The organism is Citrobacter sp. Cy070, assembly GCF_030332245.1.
GTDB classification, from domain to species: Bacteria; Pseudomonadota; Gammaproteobacteria; order Enterobacterales; family Enterobacteriaceae; genus Citrobacter; species Citrobacter youngae.
Genome location: NZ_JAOWIG010000089.1, coordinates 224,596 through 243,645 on the forward strand (window position 1 = coordinate 224,596; position 19,050 = coordinate 243,645).

A 19,050-nucleotide genomic window follows, 5' to 3' on the forward strand; every position below is an offset into this window, starting at 1 on the left:
CTCCCGCCCAGGTACTGTCGGATTAGCGTAATGCTACCCGGCATGCAACAGTCTACGGGATTAACCCGCCATCTGTTTTTCGCGAATTTCTGCCAGCGTTTTGCAGTCGATGCACAGATCGGCTGTTGGACGGGCTTCCAGACGACGAATACCAATTTCTACGCCGCATGATTCGCAGTAGCCGAAATCTTCGTCTTCTACTTTCTTCAGTGTCTTCTCGATCTTTTTGATCAGTTTGCGCTCACGGTCACGGTTACGCAGCTCAAGGCTGAATTCTTCTTCCTGTGCGGCACGGTCAACCGGATCAGGGAAGTTAGCCGCTTCGTCCTGCATATGAGTCACAGTGCGATCGACTTCATCCCTGAGTTGATTACGCCATGCTTCAAGAATACGCCTGAAGTGCGACAGCTGGGCTTCGTTCATATACTCTTCGCCCGGTTTCTCCTGGTACGGCTCCACCCCAGCGATGGCGAGAATACTCAGGGACGATGTTTTACGGTTTTGCCCTTCTTGCATGTTGCTTCTCCTTAACACGCACTATCGATCCCCATGTTCGGGGGAAAAATCAGGTCGCTATAAATAGCAGATGCTTTTCCGGATAGCAATTATCTATACGTAACACTTGACAACCCTGTGAGGAAAAGCGTATTTGCGCACGCGGCCAGAATATTAATTAACCCGTTGTTTACACCATTACAAGGCAATGGGCAACGGCTCTTTAAGAGTCATACCATGGGCAGAAAGTTCCGCTTTATAAACCAGAATTTCGACCCCCTTTAGCTGTGCTTCGACTAATAACTGCGCATATTTTGCATCGATATGGCGCGCGGGTGAAAACCGTGTAATGGCTGAATGTAGTACCGCGAAAAATATGACGGCACGTTTACCTTCAGCCGCTACGCTCATCAATTCCCGAAGATGTTTCTGACCTCGTTCAGTTATGGCATCGGGAAAATAACCATACTCTTTTTCCGCCAACGTGACTGATTTTACTTCAATATAGCAGTCAGTCCGGGAATCTGCCTGTAACAAAAAATCAATACGGCTGCCTTCTGCGCCGTATTTTACTTCACTTTTCAACACGCTGTAGCCAGAAAGCTCCACAATGAGTTCATTCTGAATAGCCTCTTTCGTTAAGCGATTGGCCCATAGCGTGTTAACACAAATAAATGCATCAGATGCGGTTTGCGTTAATTCCCAGGTATGTGGATATTTCCGCTTAATATTTTCTGATGTTGAATACCAGACGGTATCACCCGGGGTTGCGCATCCGGTCATTGCTCCGGTATTTGGGCAGTGTAGCGTCAAGGTTGTGCCATCCGGTGTGATCACATCCGCTAAAAAACGTTTATAGCGCTGAATTAGCGTAGCGCGTTGTAAAGGGGGAGAAAATTGCATGAATAATACCCTTGATTATTTGCTCAGCACCCAGCGTTGCAAGGTTGAATAGCGAGTGCGTCCTCGCTCAAATGACGAGGCATAAAGCGCAAACTCCGTAACCGGAAATGACCAGCAAAAACCGGGTGGCGGGATGGCGACTGCATGACTGGCATCGCGCAAGAGCGTGATATGCGGGTGAAAGGGCTGTGGGCTCTGGTAGCATCCGCTGCGTGCGGCCTGTGCTCGCAGCATATTGGCCAGTTGCAATAACCCGCGTGGCGGCTGACGCATTCCCAGCCACACAACCCGCGAACGCAGCCATTGCCCTGCATCGTCCAGCCTGAGCGTGAACGCCGGCTGGCGAATGCGTCCAGCCAGTTGTGATAGCGCCTGCTGTTTCTCGGCACTCACATTCCCTAAAAAAGCCAGCGTCAGGTGCAGATTGTCTGCGGCGACCGGACGGCCCGCCTCCGGCGGAAATTGTGCGGCTCGCCAGTGGATGAGCTGCTCCCGAACCTCAGCAGGCAATTCAATGGCAAAGAACAGCCGTTTCGGCTCAGACATGATGGATACTCGGTTATGAATTAACGCGATGCTACAATGCAGCGCGAAGAATGTTAACCCTCTGGAGTCATTTGTGACGTCGTTGCCCGTTGCCGCCATAGTGCCTGAACTGCTTACCGCCCTTGATGCTTCACCGCAGGTCCTGCTGACCGCGCCGACCGGTGCCGGGAAATCGACCTGGCTGCCGCTACAGCTTCTGGCGCATCAGGGGATATCGGGGCGCGTTATCCTGCTGGAACCGCGTCGCCTGGCGGCTCGCAATGTGGCACAACGACTGGCGGAGTCGCTGAACGAAAAGCCCGGCGAAACCGTGGGCTATCGCATGCGTGCGCAAAGCTGCGTGGGGCCGCAAACCCGGCTTGAAGTGGTCACGGAAGGTGTGCTCACACGCATGATCCAACGTGATCCAGAATTGCAGGGCGTTGGTCTGGTGATCCTTGATGAATTTCACGAGCGCAGCCTGCAGGCGGATCTGGCACTGGCGCTGCTGTTGGACGTACAGCAAGGCTTGCGGGACGATTTAAAACTGCTGATTATGTCAGCCACACTGGACAACGGGCGTTTGCAGCAGCTGTTGCCTGAAGCGCCTACCCTTGTTTCCGAAGGACGTGCGTTTCCTGTTGAACGGCGCTACCAGCCGCTGGCGACGCATTTACGTTTTGATGAGGCGGTTGCTATTGCCACCGCGGAGTTGCTACGTAACGAGAGTGGCTCGTTGCTGCTGTTTTTACCGGGTGTAGGGGAAATTCAGCGCGTGCAGGAACAGCTGGCAGGCCGCGTGGGTAGCGATATTCTGTTGTGTCCGCTGTACGGCGCATTGACGCTGGCCGAGCAGCGCCTGGCGATTTTGCCCGCGCCGCAAGGTAAGCGCAAAGTGGTGCTGGCGACCAATATTGCCGAGACCAGCTTAACGATTGAAGGCATCCGGCTGGTGGTGGACTGCGCCCAGGAACGCGTGGCGCGCTATGACGCGCGCACCGGTTTAACGCGGTTGATTACCCAGCGCATCAGCCAGGCATCGATGACCCAGCGAGCCGGGCGTGCAGGTCGTCTGGAGCCCGGTATCTGTCTGCATCTGCTTGCCAAAGAGCAGGCGGAAAGAGCGGCGGCGCAGGGAGAGCCTGAGATATTACAGAGCGATCTGTCCGGTCTGCTAATGGAACTGTTGCAATGGGGATGCACCGATCCTGCACAGTTGAACTGGCTGGATACGCCGCCAACTATCAACCTGCAGGCGGCAAAACGGCTGTTACAGATGCTGGGTGCGTTGGAGGGCAACAGGCTAAGTGCCACGGGGCAGAAAATGGCGGCGTTGGGTAATGATCCCCGTTTAGCGGCTATGCTGGTTAGCACCAACAATGATAACGAAGCGGCAACGGCGGCGAAACTGGCCGCGATTCTGGAAGAGCCGCCGCGCGGTGGCAGTACCGATTTAGCCGTCGCATTTTCACGAAATCAGCCCGCCTGGCAACTGCGTAGCCAGCAGCTATTGAAGCGCCTGAATGTGCGGGGAGGCCAGCCCGATAGCGAACGGTTAGCACTTTTACTGGCGCAGGCGTTTGCCGACAGGATCGCGCGCCGTCGCGGGTTGGATGGACGTTATCAACTCGCCAACGGGATGGGGGCGATGCTGGATGCCGATGATGCCCTTGGACGCCATGAATGGCTGATAGCACCACTGTTACTGCAGGGCAGCGCGTCACCGGATGCGCGTATTTTATTAGCGTTGCCGCTGGATATTGAAGCGTTGATGCAGACGTGTCCTGAACTGCTGCAACAGTCCGACACCATCGAATGGGATGAAGCCCAGGGAACGTTAAAAGCACTGCGCCTCACGCGAATAGGCCAGTTGACGCTAAAAGTGCAGCCACTGGCCAGGCTCTCGGAAGATGAGTTGCATCAGGCGATGCTGAATGGTATTCGCGATAAAGGGTTAAGTGTGCTCAACTGGACGCCGGAGGCCGAGCAGTTTCGGCTGCGTTTGCAGTGTGCGGCAAACTGGTTACCTGAGTACGACTGGCCTGCGGTAGATGAGGATTCTCTGCTGGCGACGCTGGAGACCTGGCTGCTGCCGCACATGAGCGGTGTGCACTCTTTACGTGCGCTCAAAGCAGTAAATGTGGGCCAGGCATTGCGCGGTTTGCTGGACTGGTCGATGCTGCAACGTCTGGATAGTGAACTGCCTGCGCATTACACTGTGCCGACGGGAAGCCGGATAGCCATTCGCTATCACGAGGATAACCCTCCGGTATTGGCCGTTCGGATGCAGGAAATGTTTGGCGAAGCGAATACGCCAACCATCGCCGGGGGGCGTGTGCCGTTGGTGCTGGAGCTGCTTTCTCCGGCCCAGCGACCGCTACAGGTCACCAGCGATCTGAGCGCATTCTGGAAAGGATCGTACCGTGAGGTACAAAAAGAGATGAAAGGGCGTTATCCCAAACACGTCTGGCCGGACGATCCGGCGAATACCGCGCCAACGCGGCGCACCAAAAAGTATTCATAAATTGAGAGATTTCTTCTTCTGTCGCCTGACGGAAGAACGGAGAATCGGGCCTTTGCGCCTGAATGTTGCGGAGAAAAAGCATGGCGGGGAATGACCGCGAGCCAATTGGACGTAAAGGGAAACCGTCACGTCCGGTGAAACAAAAGGTGAGCCGTCGTCAACTCAGAGATGACGAGTATGACGACGATTATGATGATGACTATGAGGATGAAGAACCGATGCCGCGTAAGGGTAAGGGCAAAGGGCGTAAGCCTCGTGGTAAGCGTGGCTGGTTCTGGCTGCTGGTAAAACTGTCGATCGTCTTTTTGGTGCTGATCGCGATATATGGCGTGTACCTGGACCAAAAAATCCGTAGCCGCATTGATGGCAAAGTCTGGCAACTGCCTGCGGCTGTTTATGGCCGGATGGTTAACCTTGAGCCAGAAATGCCCATCGGCAAGAACGAGATGGTGAAACTGCTGGAGGCGACACAGTACCGTCAGGTGACGAAAATGACGCGCCCGGGCGAATTTACCGTGCAGGCGAAGAGCATTGAGATGATCCGCCGTCCGTTTGATTTCCCGGACAGTAAAGAAGGGCAGGTGCGTGCGCGTCTGACCTTTGATGGCGATCATCTGGATACTATTGAGAATATGGATAACAACCGCCAGTTCGGTTTCTTCCGTCTCGATCCGCGTTTGATCACCATGCTGTCTTCCCCTAACGGTGAGCAGCGTCTGTTCGTTCCGCGCAGCGGCTTCCCGGATTTGTTGGTAGATACGCTGCTGGCGACCGAAGACCGCCATTTCTATGAGCACGACGGCATCAGCCTCTATTCCATTGGACGTGCGGTGCTGGCGAATCTGACGGCCGGTCGTACGGTGCAGGGGGCCAGTACGCTGACACAGCAACTGGTGAAAAACCTGTTCCTGTCCAGCGAGCGCTCGTACTGGCGTAAAGCGAACGAAGCCTATATGGCGCTGATCATGGATGCGCGCTACAGCAAAGACCGCATTCTTGAGCTGTACATGAACGAAGTTTATCTCGGTCAAAGCGGCGATAATGAAATTCGCGGCTTCCCGCTGGCGAGCCTCTATTATTTCGGTCGTCCGGTGGAAGAACTGAGTCTCGACCAGCAGGCGTTGCTGGTGGGGATGGTTAAAGGGGCGTCAATCTACAACCCATGGCGTAATCCGAAGCTGGCGCTGGAGCGTCGTAATCTGGTGCTGCGCCTGCTGCAACAGCAGCAGATTATCGATCAGGACCTGTATGACATGCTGAGCGCGCGCCCGTTAGGCGTGCAGCCGCGTGGCGGGGTGATTTCACCACAACCAGCGTTTATGCAGATGGTACGCCAGGAGCTACAGGCGAAGCTGGGCGATAAAGTCAAAGATCTCTCTGGTGTGAAAATTTTCACCACCTTTGATTCCGTGGCACAGGATGCGGCAGAAAAAGCGGCGGTGGAAGGCATTCCGGTGCTGAAGAAACAGCGCAAGCTGAGCGATCTGGAAACCGCGATTGTGGTCGTTGACCGCTTTAGCGGCGAGGTTCGTGCGATGGTCGGCGGCGCAGAGCCGCAGTTTGCGGGCTATAACCGCGCGATGCAGGCCCGTCGTTCCATCGGTTCTCTGGCAAAACCGGCAACCTATCTGACGGCGCTGAGCCAGCCGAAGCTGTATCGCCTGAATACCTGGATCGCCGATGCGCCGATTGCGCTGCGCCAGCCGAACGGTCAGGTGTGGTCACCGCAGAACGATGACCGTCGCTATAGCGAAAGCGGTAAAGTAATGCTGGTGGATGCGTTAACGCGTTCAATGAACGTCCCGACCGTCAATCTGGGGATGGCGCTGGGCCTGCCCGCGGTTACCGAGACCTGGACGAAACTGGGCGCCCCGAAAGATCAGCTCAATCCGGTTCCGGCGATGCTGCTGGGGGCGTTGAACCTGACGCCAATTGAAGTGGCACAGGCGTTCCAGACCATCGCCAGCGGGGGTAACCGTGCGCCATTATCAGCACTGCGTTCGGTCATTGCTGAAGATGGGACCGTGCTGTATCAAAGCTTCCCGCAGGCAGAGCGCGCAGTGCCTGCACAGGCGGCATATATGACGCTGTGGACCATGCAACAGGTGGTTCAACGCGGTACGGGTCGCCAGCTTGGCGCGAAGTACCCAGGGCTGCATCTGGCAGGGAAAACCGGGACCACCAACAACAACGTGGATACCTGGTTTGCCGGTATCGACGGCAGCCAGGTGACGATTACCTGGGTAGGCCGCGATAACAACCAGCCAACCAAGTTGTACGGCGCCAGCGGCGCGATGTCGATTTATCAGCGTTATCTGGCGAACCAAACGCCAACACCGCTGGTGCTGACGCCGCCGGAAGATGTTGTTGATATGGGTGTAGATTACGACGGTAACTTTGTGTGCAGTGGTGGTATGCGTACGCTGCCAGTGTGGACTACCGATCCGGATTCGTTGTGTCAGCAAGGTGAGATGCAGCAGCAGTCAGGTAATCCGTTCGATCAATCAACGCAGTCGCAGCCTCAACAGCAGCAGCAACAGCAGCCGCCGCAGCAGGAGAAGAAAGACAGCGACGGCGTCGCAGGTTGGATCAAGGATATGTTTGGCAGCAACTAATGCCTACCTCAAAACCCGCTCCGGCGGGTTTTTCTTTTGACGCCATTCGGTTTTGTTTTGCCTGATGGCGCTGCGCTTATCAGGCCTACGGAATTTGAGCAGCCGTGTCGCTATCCGGTACGTCTTCCGTTAAAACATTTCAGCTTAATTTATTAACCCTTTCTTTTCATCTGGTTATTTCTTAACCCCTTAGTTTTAGTAGGGGCGCGTAGTGCTTGCGATCGCAACAGCGTTTCGAATATCATGCTCTCGTTATAATAATAATTCTCGTTTACGTTATCATTCACTTTCATCAGAGAAATACCAATGGCGCGTCTTAAAACTGCTCAGCCAAACTCCTCACTGCGCAAAATTGCAGTCGTGGTAGCCACAGCGGTTAGCGGCATGTCTGTGTATGCACAGGCGGCGGTTCAACCGAAAGAAGAAACAATCACCGTAACCGCAGCACCTGCCGCACAAGAAAGCGCATGGGGGCCTTCGCCGACGATTGCCGCGAAGCGTTCCGCCACCGCAACCAAGACTGATACGCCTATCGAAAAGACCCCGCAGTCTGTTTCGGTTGTGACGCGTGAAGAGATGCAGATCCATCAGTCTCGTTCCGTAAAGGAAGCACTGGGTTATACCCCGGGCGTTGTGGTCAGTAACCGTGGCGCTTCGAATACCTACGATTTTGTCAGCATCCGTGGTTTTACCTCTGTCGGTTTAAGCCAGAACAACTATCTGGATGGTCTGAAACTACAAGGAAACTTCTATAACGACGCGGTTATCGATCCTTACATGCTGGAGCGTGTTGAGTTGATGCGTGGGCCAACTTCCGTGTTGTACGGTAAGAGTAATCCTGGTGGGATTATTTCGATGGTTAGTAAACGTCCAACCACCGAGCCGCTAAAAGAAGTTCAGTTCAAAATGGGAACAGATAATCTGTTCCAGACTGGGTTTGATTTTAGTGACGCATTAGATGATAACGGTGAATTCTCTTACCGTTTAACCGGGCTGGCTCGTTCCACAAATGAGCAACAGCAGGGTTCTGAATCACAGCGTTATACCGTTGCTCCGTCCTTCTCATGGCGTCCTGACGACAAGACCAACTTTACATTCCTCTCCTATTTCCAGAATGAACCCGAAACGGGTTACTACGGTTGGTTGCCGAAGGAGGGTACGGTTGAACCGCTACCTAACGGCAAGCGTCTGCCGACAGATTTTAATGAAGGTGCTTCAAATAATACTTATTCCCGCAATCAGAAAATGGTGGGATACAGCTTTGAACACGGCTTTAATGACACGTTCACCGTCCGGCAGAATTTACGTTTTGCTGAAATGAAAACGTCGCAGCAGAGCGTGTACGGCACGGGTATCTGTACAACAAATACGTTTAATGCGCCTTGCCAGGCAATTCCGGTCGATCAGCGCGATCACTATCTTGGCCGTGGCACCGTTGTCGATGACGAACGTTTGCAGAACTTCAGTGTTGATACCCAGTTACAGAGCAATTTCGCGACGGGAACGGTGGAGCATACATTGCTGACAGGTATTGACTTCATGCGTATGCGTAATGATATCAATGCTAAATTTGGTACAGCTCCTGTTCTGGATCTTTATAACCCACAGCCTCTGGATGATTTTGCTTTCGATTCTACCGAGCCTTATCAGATGAACGAAACCAAACAAACCGGTATCTATATCCAGGATCAGGCGGAATGGGATAAGTGGGTCTTTACGCTGGGTGGTCGTTATGACTGGTCACAGCAAGCAACGACAATTCGCCAGAATTCAACCACGCCGCAAGCGGGTTATATTGAGCGTAACGATCATCAGTTTACATGGCGTGGCGGTGTAAACTACCTGTTTGATAATGGTATTTCTCCGTACGTTAGCTATAGCCAGTCATTTGAACCAAACGCATTCGATCTCTACAGCACTCCACGCATGGCTTTTGCGCCATCTAAGGGTGAACAATATGAAGCAGGTGTAAAATACGTGCCGAAAGATCTGCCGGTGGTGATTACGGCTGCGGCATATCATTTGACGAAGACGAATACGCTGACAACTGATCCGACCAACTCGAATCTGCAAGTTCCGTCAGGCGAAGTACGTTCTCAGGGCTTTGAATTTGAAGCTAAAGCGGCCTTGAATGCCAATATCAATGTGACAGCTTCATATACTTACACTGATGCGGAATATACCAAGGATACCAATCTCAAAGGGAACAACGTAGAACAAGTTCCTGAACATATGGCATCACTCTGGGGCGATTATACCTTTAACGAAGGCGTTCTGTCGGGACTGACACTGGGAACCGGTGGACGTTTTATCGGTTCTAGCTATGGCGATCCTGCAAACACCTTTAAAGTGGGAAGTGCTGCTGTGATGGATGCGGTTGTTAAATACGATTTAGCGCGTTTTGGTATGGCAGGCTCTAGTGTTGCCGTCAACGTTACCAATCTGCTGGACCGTGAATACGTTTCTAGTTGCTTCCAAACCTATGGCTGCTTCTGGGGCGCAGAACGTCAGGTCGTTGCAACAGCAACCTTCCGTTTCTAATTTCTCTTTGGGCACGCTTTGCGTGCCCGTTTTACAAGTTGGCCGCTATGCAGGAAAACAGATCCCATCCCGACACGACGTTTGCGTTGAAGAATGTCTCCTTCCGTGTGCCTGGCCGCACGCTTTTGCATCCTCTCTCGTTAACCTTTCCCGTGGGTAAAGTGACCGGTCTTATCGGCCACAACGGCTCCGGTAAATCCACCTTATTGAAAATGCTGGGACGCCATCAGCCGCCGTCAGAAGGTGAAATCCTGCTTGATGAGCAGCCGCTGGAGAGCTGGAGCAGTAAAGCATTTGCCCGTAAGGTCGCCTATTTACCGCAGCAGTTACCGCTGGCCGAAGGGATGACGGTACGTGAGCTGGTGGCGATTGGTCGTTATCCGTGGCATGGGGCGCTGGGACGTTTTGGCGTGGCTGACAGAGAGAAAGTAGAAGAGGCTATTTCGCTGGTCGGCTTAAAGCCGCTGGCGCATCGCCTGGTAGATAGCTTGTCTGGCGGCGAGCGTCAACGTGCGTGGATTGCCATGCTGGTGGCGCAGGACAGCCGCTGCCTGCTGCTTGATGAACCGACCTCGGCGCTGGATATCGCGCATCAGGTTGACGTGCTGGCGCTGGTGCATCGCTTGAGCCAACAGCGTGGGTTGACTGTGGTTGCCGTACTGCATGATATCAACATGGCGGCCCGCTACTGTGATTACCTGGTCGCGCTGCGCGGCGGTGAAATGATTGCCCAGGGAACGCCCGCGGAACTGATGCGTAGTGAAACCCTGGAACTGATTTACGGTATCCCGATGGGCATTTTGCCGCATCCGGCCGGTGCCGCACCCGTGAGTTTTGTCTATTAATGATTGGATTACCTCATCTTTCCCGTCGACGGCTGCTAACGGCAATGGCGTTGTCGCCGCTACTGTGGCAAATGAATACAGCCCGTGCGGCGGCGGTTGATCCACAGCGTATAGTGGCGCTGGAATGGCTTCCGGTTGAGCTGCTGTTGGCGCTGGGTGTTGCACCTTACGGCGTCGCGGATGTTCCAAACTACAAACTGTGGGTCAACGAACCCGTGCTGCCGGACTCCGTCATTGATGTCGGATTACGTACTGAACCAAACCTCGAACTGCTGACCGAAATGAAACCCTCATTTATGGTCTGGTCGGCAGGTTACGGTCCTGCACCTGAGAAGCTTGCACGTATTGCGCCGGGTCGTGGCTTTAACTTCAGTGATGGCAAAAAACCGCTGGCGGTTGCGCGTCAGTCGTTGCAAGAACTGGCGCAGTTGCTGAATCTGCAGACCGCTGCCGAACGTCATCTGGCGCAGTACGAACACGTGATTGCCAGCCTGAAACTGCGCTTTGTTCAGCGAGGCTCACGGCCATTACTGCTGATGACCCTGCTCGATCCTCGCCATATGCTGGTGTTTGGGCCTAACTGCTTGTTTCAGGAGGTGCTGGATGAGTACGGGATCCGCAACGCCTGGCAAGGCGAAACCAACTTTTGGGGCAGCACCGCAGTAGGAATTGATCGGCTTGCCGCCTACAAAGATGTTGATGTGCTGTGCTTCGATCACGGTAACAACAGGGATATGCAGGCACTGATGTCCACACCGTTGTGGCAGGCGATGCCATTTGTTCGCGCCGGACGTTTTCAGCGTGTTCCCGCCGTCTGGTTCTATGGTGCAACGCTATCGGCGATGCATTTTGCCCGCATTCTGGATAATGCGCTGGGGGGCAAAGCGTGAGTAAACGAATTGCGCTATTCCCGATCCTTCTGCTGGCGGTTCTGTTTGTGGCTGCCTGCTGGCTGACCTGGTTTAACTTTTCCGCTGCTCTACCGCGTAGCCAGTGGCAACAGGCTATCTGGTCACCGAATATCGATATCATTGAGCAGATGGTTTTCCACTACAGTTTGCTGCCGAGGCTGGCGATTTCACTGCTGGTCGGTGCCGGGCTGGGGCTGGTCGGCGTCTTATTTCAGCAGGTGCTGCGTAACCCACTGGCAGAGCCAACCACGCTGGGCGTCGCAACCGGTGCGCAGTTGGGCATTACCGTCACCACGCTATGGGCGATTCCCGGTGCGCTGACCACGCAATTCGCGGCGCTGGCGGGAGCATGTGTTGTTGGGGCACTGGTGTTTGGCGTTGCCTGGGGCAAGCGTCTTTCTCCGGTGACGTTAATCCTTGCCGGGCTGGTGGTCAGCCTGTACTGCGGGGCAATTAATCAGTTGATGGTTATCTTCCATCACGATCAGCTGCAAAGCATGTTTTTATGGAGCAGCGGTACGCTAACCCAAACCGACTGGAGCGGCGTACAGCGCCTGTGGCCGCAGTTGCTGGGCGGCGTGATGCTGACGCTGCTGTTACTGCGCCCGATGACGCTGATGGGATTGGATGACGGCGTAGCGCGTAACCTCGGTCTGGCGTTATCGCTGGCGCGCCTGGCGGCCTTGTCGCTGGCGATTGTTCTCAGCGCCTTACTGGTTAACGCCGTTGGGATTATCGGCTTTATTGGCCTGTTTGCACCGCTGCTGGCGAAAATGCTCGGCGCGCGGCGTTTGTTGGCGCGTCTGATGCTGGCTCCGCTGATTGGGGCATTGATCCTCTGGCTCTCTGACCAAATTATTCTGTGGCTGACCCGCGTATGGATGGAAGTCTCCACTGGTTCGGTGACGGCGCTGATTGGCGCGCCATTGCTGCTGTGGCTGTTGCCGCGCCTTAGAAGTATGAGCGCGCCGGATATGAATGCCAGTAACCGCATCGCTGCTGAGCGCCAGAATGTACTGATGTTTGCCCTGGCAGGCGGGGCGATATTGCTGCTGACCGTTATTGTGGCGCTCGCGTTTGGTCGCGATGCGCACGGCTGGACATGGGCCAGTGGTGCAATGCTGGATGAGTTGATGCCCTGGCGCTGGCCGCGTATTCTGGCTGCACTGGTGGCTGGCGTAATGCTGGCTGTGGCGGGTTGTATTATTCAGCGTCTGACCGGAAACCCAATGGCCAGCCCGGAAGTATTAGGCATTAGTTCCGGGGCGGCATTTGGCGTGGTGTTAATGCTATTTCTGGTCCCCGGAAATGCCTTTGGCTGGCTGATGCCGGCCGGGAGCCTCGGGGCGGCAGCCACCTTGCTTATTATTATGATTGCCGCCGGGCGCGGGGGCTTTTCACCGCACCGCATGTTGCTGGCAGGGATGGCGCTCAGCACGGCGTTTACAATGCTGCTGATGATGCTGCAGGCCAGCGGCGATCCGCGCATGGCGGGTGTGTTGACCTGGATCTCCGGCTCAACCTATAACGCGACGGGCGAACAGGTGCTGCGCACCGGAATTGTAATGGTTATCCTGCTGGCAATGACGCCGCTGTGCCGTCGTTGGCTGACGATTTTACCGCTTGGCGGCGATACGGCGCGGGCAGTGGGGATGGCGATCACGCCGTCGCGAGTAGGATTACTGCTGTTGGCGGCGGGGCTGACGGCAACAGCAACCATGACCATTGGACCGTTGAGCTTTGTCGGGCTAATGGCGCCGCATATTGCTCGTATGATGGGCTTTCGCCGGGCGATGCCGCATATGCTGATTTCGGCGCTGGCGGGAGGCGTGTTGCTGGTGTTTGCCGACTGGTGTGGGCGTATGGTGCTGTTTCCGTATCAGATCCCAGCGGGACTGCTATCGACGTTTATTGGCGCGCCGTACTTTATCTATCTGCTGAGAAAACAGAGTCGTTAATATGCCGGATGGCGGCATAAATGCTTTATCCGGCCTACGGGGGCAAATGTAGGCCGGGTAAGCGTAAGCGCCACCCGGCAATTCATCACTTACAATTTCGCAAACACCCGGCGTGCGGCGTCGATGGTGTTATTGATATCGTCTTCGCTGTGCGCGACAGACATAAAGCCCGCTTCGAAGGCGGACGGCGCCAGGTAAACGCCTTCATCCAGCATCATGTGGAAGAAACGCTTGAAGCGTTCAACATCGCAGGCCATCACGTCCTGATAGCAGGTCACGGTTTCGGCATCGGTGAAGAAAATCCCGAACATCCCGCCGACATGGTTAACTACCAGCGGAATATTCGCTTCTTCGGCAGCTTCCAGCAGACCTTCCGCCAGACGCGTCGTCAGTTCGTTCAACGTCTCATGAATCCCCGGCTGGGCGACTTCATTCAGACAGGCGAATCCGGCCGCCATCGCAATTGGATTACCGGAAAGCGTCCCCGCCTGGTAAACCGGTCCGGTCGGCGCCAGTGCGTCCATCACATCGCGACGGCCACCGAATGCGCCAACGGGCATGCCGCCGCCGATGATTTTGCCAAGACAAGTCAGGTCCGGTACAACGCCGTAATAATCCTGCGCACCGGCCAGCGCCACGCGGAAACCGGTCATCACTTCATCGATGATCAACAGCGCGCCAAACTCATCGCACAGCGCACGCAGGCCTGGCAGGAATTCCGGCAGCGGCGGGATGCAGTTCATGTTGCCCGCGACCGGCTCAACGATGATGCAGGCGATCTCCTGCGGATACTGTTCGAATGCCGCACGTACTGAGGCAAGATCGTTATAGGTGCAGGTCAGGGTATGTTTTGCGAAATCTGCCGGAACCCCCGGGGAGTTAGGCTGACCCAGCGTTAACGCGCCGGAACCGGCTTTGACCAGCAGACAGTCGGCATGACCGTGGTAGCAGCCTTCAAATTTGATGATCTTATCGCGACCGGTGAAACCGCGCGCCAGACGGATCGCGCTCATTGTGGCTTCGGTACCGGAGTTCACCATACGTACCATATCCATGGTTGGCACTAACTCAGTGACCAGCGCCGCCATTTTTACTTCCATTTCGGTCGGCGCGCCGAAGCTTAAACCGCGCTCTGCCGCTTCAATCACGGCATTGCGAATTGCCGGGTGGTTGTGACCCAGCACCATCGGCCCCCAGGAGCCGACATAATCGATATAGGCTTTACCATCGACATCATACAGATATGCGCCGTCAGCTTTTTCAATAAACAGCGGAGTACCACCCACGCCAGTAAAGGCGCGAACGGGGGAGTTAACGCCGCCGGGGATAAGTTCGCGTGCTGCGCTGTAGAGGTTTTCAGACTTACTCATGGATGGGGTCCTGGTTCGTAGAAAAAGTAAATGCCCGCTATTCTAGTTATTCAGAGAAGGTTATGAAAGTTTTGCGTATTTGAAACAATACGATTTACAGGGGATTTTCACGAAACGTGCGAGTAGAATGCCATTTCCGTATTTGTATTACCAATTAATGATTATCTGATGAAAACAGACACCCCTTCTTTTGAAGCACAACAAATTGTGCGTTTACGGCGCAGGGATCAGATCCGTCGACTCCTTGATCGTGACAAAACGCCGTTGGCGATCCTCTTTATGGCCGCCGTGGTGGGGACAGTGACGGGGTTGGTGGGTGTGGCGTTTGAGAAAGCCGTGACCTGGGTGCAGAATCTGCGTATTGGCACGCTGGCACAGGTTGCTGACCACGCCGTCCTGGTATGGCCTTTGGCGTTTATTCTTTCTGCATTGCTGGCGATGGTGGGTTATTTTCTGGTGCGTAAATTTGCCCCGGAAGCCGGTGGTTCGGGGATCCCTGAGATTGAAGGCGCATTGGAAGAGCTCCGCCCGGTGCGCTGGTGGCGTGTGCTGCCGGTAAAATTTATCGGCGGTATGGGTACGCTGGGTGCCGGAATGGTGCTTGGCCGGGAAGGGCCAACGGTGCAAATTGGTGGCAATATCGGGCGCATGGTGCTGGATATTTTCCGCATGCGTAGCGCCGAAGCGCGGCACACCTTACTGGCAACCGGTGCGGCTGCGGGGCTGTCAGCCGCGTTTAATGCGCCTTTGGCCGGCATTCTGTTCATTATTGAAGAGATGCGACCACAGTTTCGTTATAACCTCGTGTCGATCAAAGCCGTATTTACCGGCGTGATTATGTCGAGCATTGTATTTCGTATTTTCAACGGCGAGGCCCCGATTATTGAGGTCGGGAAACTCTCCAATGCGCCGGTTAATACGCTGTGGTTGTACCTCATCCTCGGGATTATTTTTGGTTGCGTCGGGCCGTTGTTCAATACCATGGTGTTGCGTACCCAGGATATGTTTCAACGCTTTCACGGTGGTGAAATTAAAAAATGGGTGCTGATGGGCGGTGCGATCGGCGGCCTGTGCGGGATCCTCGGTTTGATTCAACCTGAAGCGGCAGGCGGTGGATTTAACCTGATCCCGATTGCCGCTGCGGGCAATTTCAGCGTGGGCCTGCTGCTGTTTATCTTTATCGCCAGGGTTATCACCACGCTGCTGTGCTTCTCATCCGGCGCGCCTGGTGGGATATTTGCCCCGATGCTGGCGTTAGGCACATTGCTGGGAACTGCATTTGGCATGGCTGCAGCAGCCTCTTTTCCCCAGTATCATCTGGAGGCGGGGACGTTTGCTATTGCCGGGATGGGGGCATTGCTGGCCGCTTCAGTGCGTGCGCCGTTAACGGGCATTGTGCTGGTGCTGGAAATGACGGATAACTATCAGCTCATTTTGCCAATGATTATTACCTGTCTTGGCGCAACACTATTAGCCCAGTTTATGGGGGGAAAACCGCTATACTCGACTATCCTTGCCCGCACGCTGGCTAAACAGGAAGCGGAGCAGGCGGCAAAAAGCCAGAGTACCGCCACGGGCGAGAATACTTGAACGAAATACCAGGGTATTAGATAATGGCCTTAACCATTGGGTTATAATTTGCCCAATTGCCAATGTCGTTTGGAGCAAAATATGAGTGATGACGTAGCGCTGCCACTGCAATTTACTGAAGCAGCAGCCAATAAAGTAAAAAGCCTGATCGCAGATGAAGATAACCCAAATCTGAAATTACGCGTGTATATCACCGGCGGTGGTTGCAGCGGTTTCCAGTACGGTTTTACCTTTGATGATCAGGTAAACGATGGTGATATGACCATTGAGAAACAAGGTGTTGGTCTGGTGGTTGACCCGATGAGCCTGCAGTATCTGGTAGGCGGTGCGGTTGATTATACCGAAGGTCTGGAAGGTTCTCGCTTCGTTGTGACTAACCCGAACGCCAAAAGCACCTGCGGGTGTGGTTCCTCTTTCAGCATCTGATTGCTGTCTGCAATACCGGTGGTCTGATGGTGTAGGCCCGGTAAGCGTAGCGCCACCGGGCAATGTGCCGGATGGCGGCGTAAACGCCTTATCCGGCCTACATGTTTTGCATCGTCACATCAACGCCCGTTATCATCCAGCGCAAACGTCGGCAACTTCAAATGCCAACGAATGGCGGCAAGCCGAATCAACAGGGTGACAATCATCCCCATCATACTGGCGTTTTCCAGCGATACATTAAAGGTATAAAACGCTGTCGCATGCACGATCCCGCCGATAATACACGCCGTGGCGTAGATTTCGGTGCGCAAAATCATCGGCACTTCACGCGCTAACACGTCGCGAATAATTCCGCCGCCGACGCCGGTAATCACTCCCATACAAATCGCCACCAACGGTCCAGTTCCGGCGAGAAACGCTTTATTCACGCCAATACCCACGAACACCGCCAGGCCAACGGCATCCAGCACCGGAAGGATCCATTTCGGTAAGCGTCTTGGCTGACGCACCAGCACGATCGTCAACATACTGGTGATCATCGCCACCACCAGGTCGGTGGGATCTTTAACCCAGAATACGGGGCCATGATCCAGCGCCATATCGCGGATCGTACCGCCACCGACGGCGGTTACCACGCCCAGGACCAGAACGCCGAAGGGGTCCATACGCAGTTTTCCGGCAAGCAATACGCCAGAGATAGCAAATACCGCGGTACCGACAATATCCAGCCAATAGACGAGCATCTTTACATCCTCACAACAGACCTGGTGGGGGCAGGCGCTAATTTACTTGTGAAAGCGCATTACAGAGTTGTTTTGCGGCGAGGATAATACGCGGGCTCGCGCGTTCAAACCAGTCACTATCAAGAGTAATAACCGGGATTTTTAGCTGATTTCCCCAGTATTGCTCAATTTTAAGAATTTCGCCTGAACCGCCGGTAGCAACAATTGCCTGAGGGGCTCTTGCCAGTACCTGTTCGCGGCTGACCTGCGGCCATGGAACCCGGCTGCCGGAAAAGATGTTTTCTCCACCACATACCTCAAGAACCTGGTTTTGAATGGAACCTTTTCCACTGGTAAATAGAGGATTTGCGCCAAACTGGAGAAACACACGTTTTTTAGGTTTGTTGGCATACTGAGACTTTAGTAAAGCATACTCATCAAGCAGGGTTTGCGCTGCTTGCTTTGCCTGTTCAGGCTTGGGACTCCATGGCGCAAGTTGACGCAATGCATCTGCGACCTGCTCGATGGTGACGGCATCGACCCAGATGACCTTAATTCCCAGGGCGGTCAGTTGATTAACCTGTCGCTCAGCATTCCCTCCACGCCAGGCAATAACCAAATCGGGTTTGAGCGCCACAATACGTTCCAGATTCATGCCTTGCCAGGTTGAGACCTCTTCAATATTTTTGGCCTCGGGCGGGTAGTTTGAATAGCTGCTGACGCCAACGGGGGTAATACCGGCGGCGAAGGCCAGTTCAGTGTTGGCTGGGGAAAGCGAAATAACGCGCGGCGCGGCGTAAAGCCACGCCGGAAGAATGAAAAGCAGGGCGACCAGCGCCCTGGAGATGTATTTAGCCATGTGCCAGTTTCTGCACCAGCGTTTCAACCATCAGGCTTGACTGTTTCGCGGCAACGACCAGGAACTCGTCAAAGCTGAGATGGGACTGCTGATCGGCGACGTCAGAGATAGCGCGAACGACAACAAACGGCACGTTAAAGTTGTGACACACGTGCGCAATTGCGGTTGCTTCCATCTCAACGGCAATCGCCTGTGGGAAGTTATGCTTAATTTTTGCCAGACCAACGGAACCATTAATGAAGGCATCGCCGCTGACGATCAGTCCACGGACGGCGTTCAGATTGAGTTCGGCAATGCAGGATTCCGCCGCAGCAATCAGTGTCGGGTTGGCTTTAAAACCGGCCGGGCAGCCCGGTAGCTGGCCAAATTCATAGCCGAATGCGGTGACGTCAGCATCGTGATAGCGCGCTTCGTCAGAAACCACGATATCACCCACTTTCAGCGTAGAAGCCAGGCCACCCGCAGAACCGGTATTGATGATGGCATCTGGCTTGCAGTGTTCAAGCAGCAGTGTTGCGCCCAGCGCCGCAGCTACTTTACCGATGCCTGATTTCAGTAGCGCAACCTCAGTACCGTTCAGTTGGCCGGTGTAAATTTCACAACCGCCAAGAGCGATTGTCTGACGGTTTTCGATTTTGTCACGCAGCAGCGTAACTTCTTCTTCCATTGCACCAATGATGCCGATTTTCATAGATTTACTCGCGATAAGCCAGATTTGAGGGCATAGTCTATCATGCGCTTAAGGGGTAGCGCATTTCTCAGGCGG

Annotated in this window: 15 protein-coding genes and 1 pseudogene; 9 read left to right on the top strand and 7 right to left on the bottom strand. The window is 54.5% G+C overall.

Translation table 11 applies throughout. The annotated features are described in order from the left end of the window. Positions 1–60: 60 nt before the first annotated feature. From dksA to thpR, 3 genes are all read right to left on the bottom strand, one after another. Complete coding sequence (gene dksA, locus OGY19_RS20880; protein ID WP_003829221.1) at positions 61–516, bottom strand: RNA polymerase-binding protein DksA; 456 nt, start codon at positions 514–516, stop codon at positions 61–63. A gap of 177 nt (positions 517–693) precedes the next feature. Then, on the bottom strand, positions 694–1,398 hold the full coding sequence (sfsA, locus tag OGY19_RS20885) for a DNA/RNA nuclease SfsA (RefSeq protein WP_115600953.1): 705 nt from the start codon (positions 1,396–1,398) through the stop codon (positions 694–696). 15 nt (positions 1,399–1,413) lie between these two features. Continuing rightward, entirely contained in the window at positions 1,414–1,944 is a 531-nt protein-coding gene (gene thpR / locus OGY19_RS20890; RefSeq protein ID WP_048212662.1) for an RNA 2',3'-cyclic phosphodiesterase, read from the bottom strand. A 73-nt stretch (positions 1,945–2,017) separates the two neighbouring features. Here thpR and hrpB point away from each other — a divergent pair, with 73 nt between their 5' ends. The 6 genes from hrpB (at position 2,018) to fhuB (ending at position 13,317) form a co-directional block, all read left to right on the top strand. After that, the gene (gene hrpB, locus OGY19_RS20895) at positions 2,018–4,447 is read left to right on the top strand and encodes an ATP-dependent helicase HrpB (protein ID WP_115600952.1); all 2,430 of its coding nucleotides are present in this window, start codon (positions 2,018–2,020) and stop codon (positions 4,445–4,447) included. 80 nt (positions 4,448–4,527) lie between these two features. After that, positions 4,528–7,062 (top strand): bifunctional glycosyl transferase/transpeptidase, encoded by a 2,535-nt coding sequence (gene mrcB / locus OGY19_RS20900; protein ID WP_048212660.1) that lies wholly within the window; start codon positions 4,528–4,530, stop codon positions 7,060–7,062. 306 nt (positions 7,063–7,368) lie between these two features. After that, positions 7,369–9,603, top strand: a complete 2,235-nt coding sequence (gene fhuA / locus OGY19_RS20905) for a ferrichrome porin FhuA (RefSeq protein WP_048212659.1) — start codon at positions 7,369–7,371, stop codon at positions 9,601–9,603. Positions 9,604–9,650: 47 nt separating this feature from the next. Further along, the gene (fhuC, locus tag OGY19_RS20910) at positions 9,651–10,448 is read left to right on the top strand and encodes a Fe3+-hydroxamate ABC transporter ATP-binding protein FhuC (protein ID WP_048212658.1); all 798 of its coding nucleotides are present in this window, start codon (positions 9,651–9,653) and stop codon (positions 10,446–10,448) included. Continuing rightward, positions 10,448–11,338 (top strand): Fe(3+)-hydroxamate ABC transporter substrate-binding protein FhuD, encoded by an 891-nt coding sequence (gene fhuD, locus OGY19_RS20915; RefSeq protein ID WP_115600951.1) that lies wholly within the window; start codon positions 10,448–10,450, stop codon positions 11,336–11,338. Before fhuC ends, fhuD begins: the two co-directional genes overlap by 1 nt. Further along, complete coding sequence (gene fhuB, locus OGY19_RS20920; protein ID WP_115600950.1) at positions 11,335–13,317, top strand: Fe(3+)-hydroxamate ABC transporter permease FhuB; 1,983 nt, start codon at positions 11,335–11,337, stop codon at positions 13,315–13,317. The genes fhuD and fhuB overlap by 4 nt, the downstream gene beginning before the upstream one ends. Positions 13,318–13,406: 89 nt before the next feature. Here the strand turns inward: fhuB and hemL are convergent, their stop codons facing one another. Further along, positions 13,407–14,687, bottom strand: coding sequence for a glutamate-1-semialdehyde 2,1-aminomutase (gene hemL / locus OGY19_RS20925; protein WP_101741409.1), 1,281 nt, complete (start codon positions 14,685–14,687; stop codon positions 13,407–13,409). Positions 14,688–14,855: 168 nt separating this feature from the next. Here hemL and clcA point away from each other — a divergent pair, with 168 nt between their 5' ends. The 3 genes and pseudogenes from clcA (at position 14,856) to erpA (ending at position 16,703) form a co-directional block, all read left to right on the top strand. Beyond that, a complete protein-coding gene (clcA, locus tag OGY19_RS20930; protein WP_048212654.1) occupies positions 14,856–16,277 on the top strand; it encodes a H(+)/Cl(-) exchange transporter ClcA in 1,422 nt (473 codons plus the stop codon). A gap of 23 nt (positions 16,278–16,300) precedes the next feature. Next, positions 16,301–16,366 (top strand): annotated as a pseudogene (yadW, locus tag OGY19_RS20935) (small protein YadW). Further along, the gene (erpA, locus tag OGY19_RS20940) at positions 16,359–16,703 is read left to right on the top strand and encodes an iron-sulfur cluster insertion protein ErpA (protein WP_003018581.1); all 345 of its coding nucleotides are present in this window, start codon (positions 16,359–16,361) and stop codon (positions 16,701–16,703) included. Before yadW ends, erpA begins: the two are co-directional and overlap by 8 nt. Positions 16,704–16,822: 119 nt before the next feature. Here the strand turns inward: erpA and OGY19_RS20945 are convergent, their stop codons facing one another. The 3 genes from OGY19_RS20945 to mtnN are packed head-to-tail and all read right to left on the bottom strand — an operon-like array spanning position 16,823 to position 18,975. Further along, positions 16,823–17,446 carry a TRIC cation channel family protein gene (locus tag OGY19_RS20945; protein ID WP_101741410.1) on the bottom strand — a complete coding sequence of 208 codons (624 nt, stop codon included), beginning with the start codon at positions 17,444–17,446 and terminating at the stop codon, positions 16,823–16,825. Between the two features lie 37 nt (positions 17,447–17,483). After that, the gene (gene btuF / locus OGY19_RS20950) at positions 17,484–18,284 is read right to left on the bottom strand and encodes a vitamin B12 ABC transporter substrate-binding protein BtuF (RefSeq protein ID WP_048212652.1); all 801 of its coding nucleotides are present in this window, start codon (positions 18,282–18,284) and stop codon (positions 17,484–17,486) included. Further along, positions 18,277–18,975 (bottom strand): 5'-methylthioadenosine/S-adenosylhomocysteine nucleosidase, encoded by a 699-nt coding sequence (gene mtnN, locus OGY19_RS20955; RefSeq protein WP_115600949.1) that lies wholly within the window; start codon positions 18,973–18,975, stop codon positions 18,277–18,279. The genes btuF and mtnN overlap by 8 nt, the downstream gene beginning before the upstream one ends. Positions 18,976–19,050 lie beyond the last annotated feature (75 nt).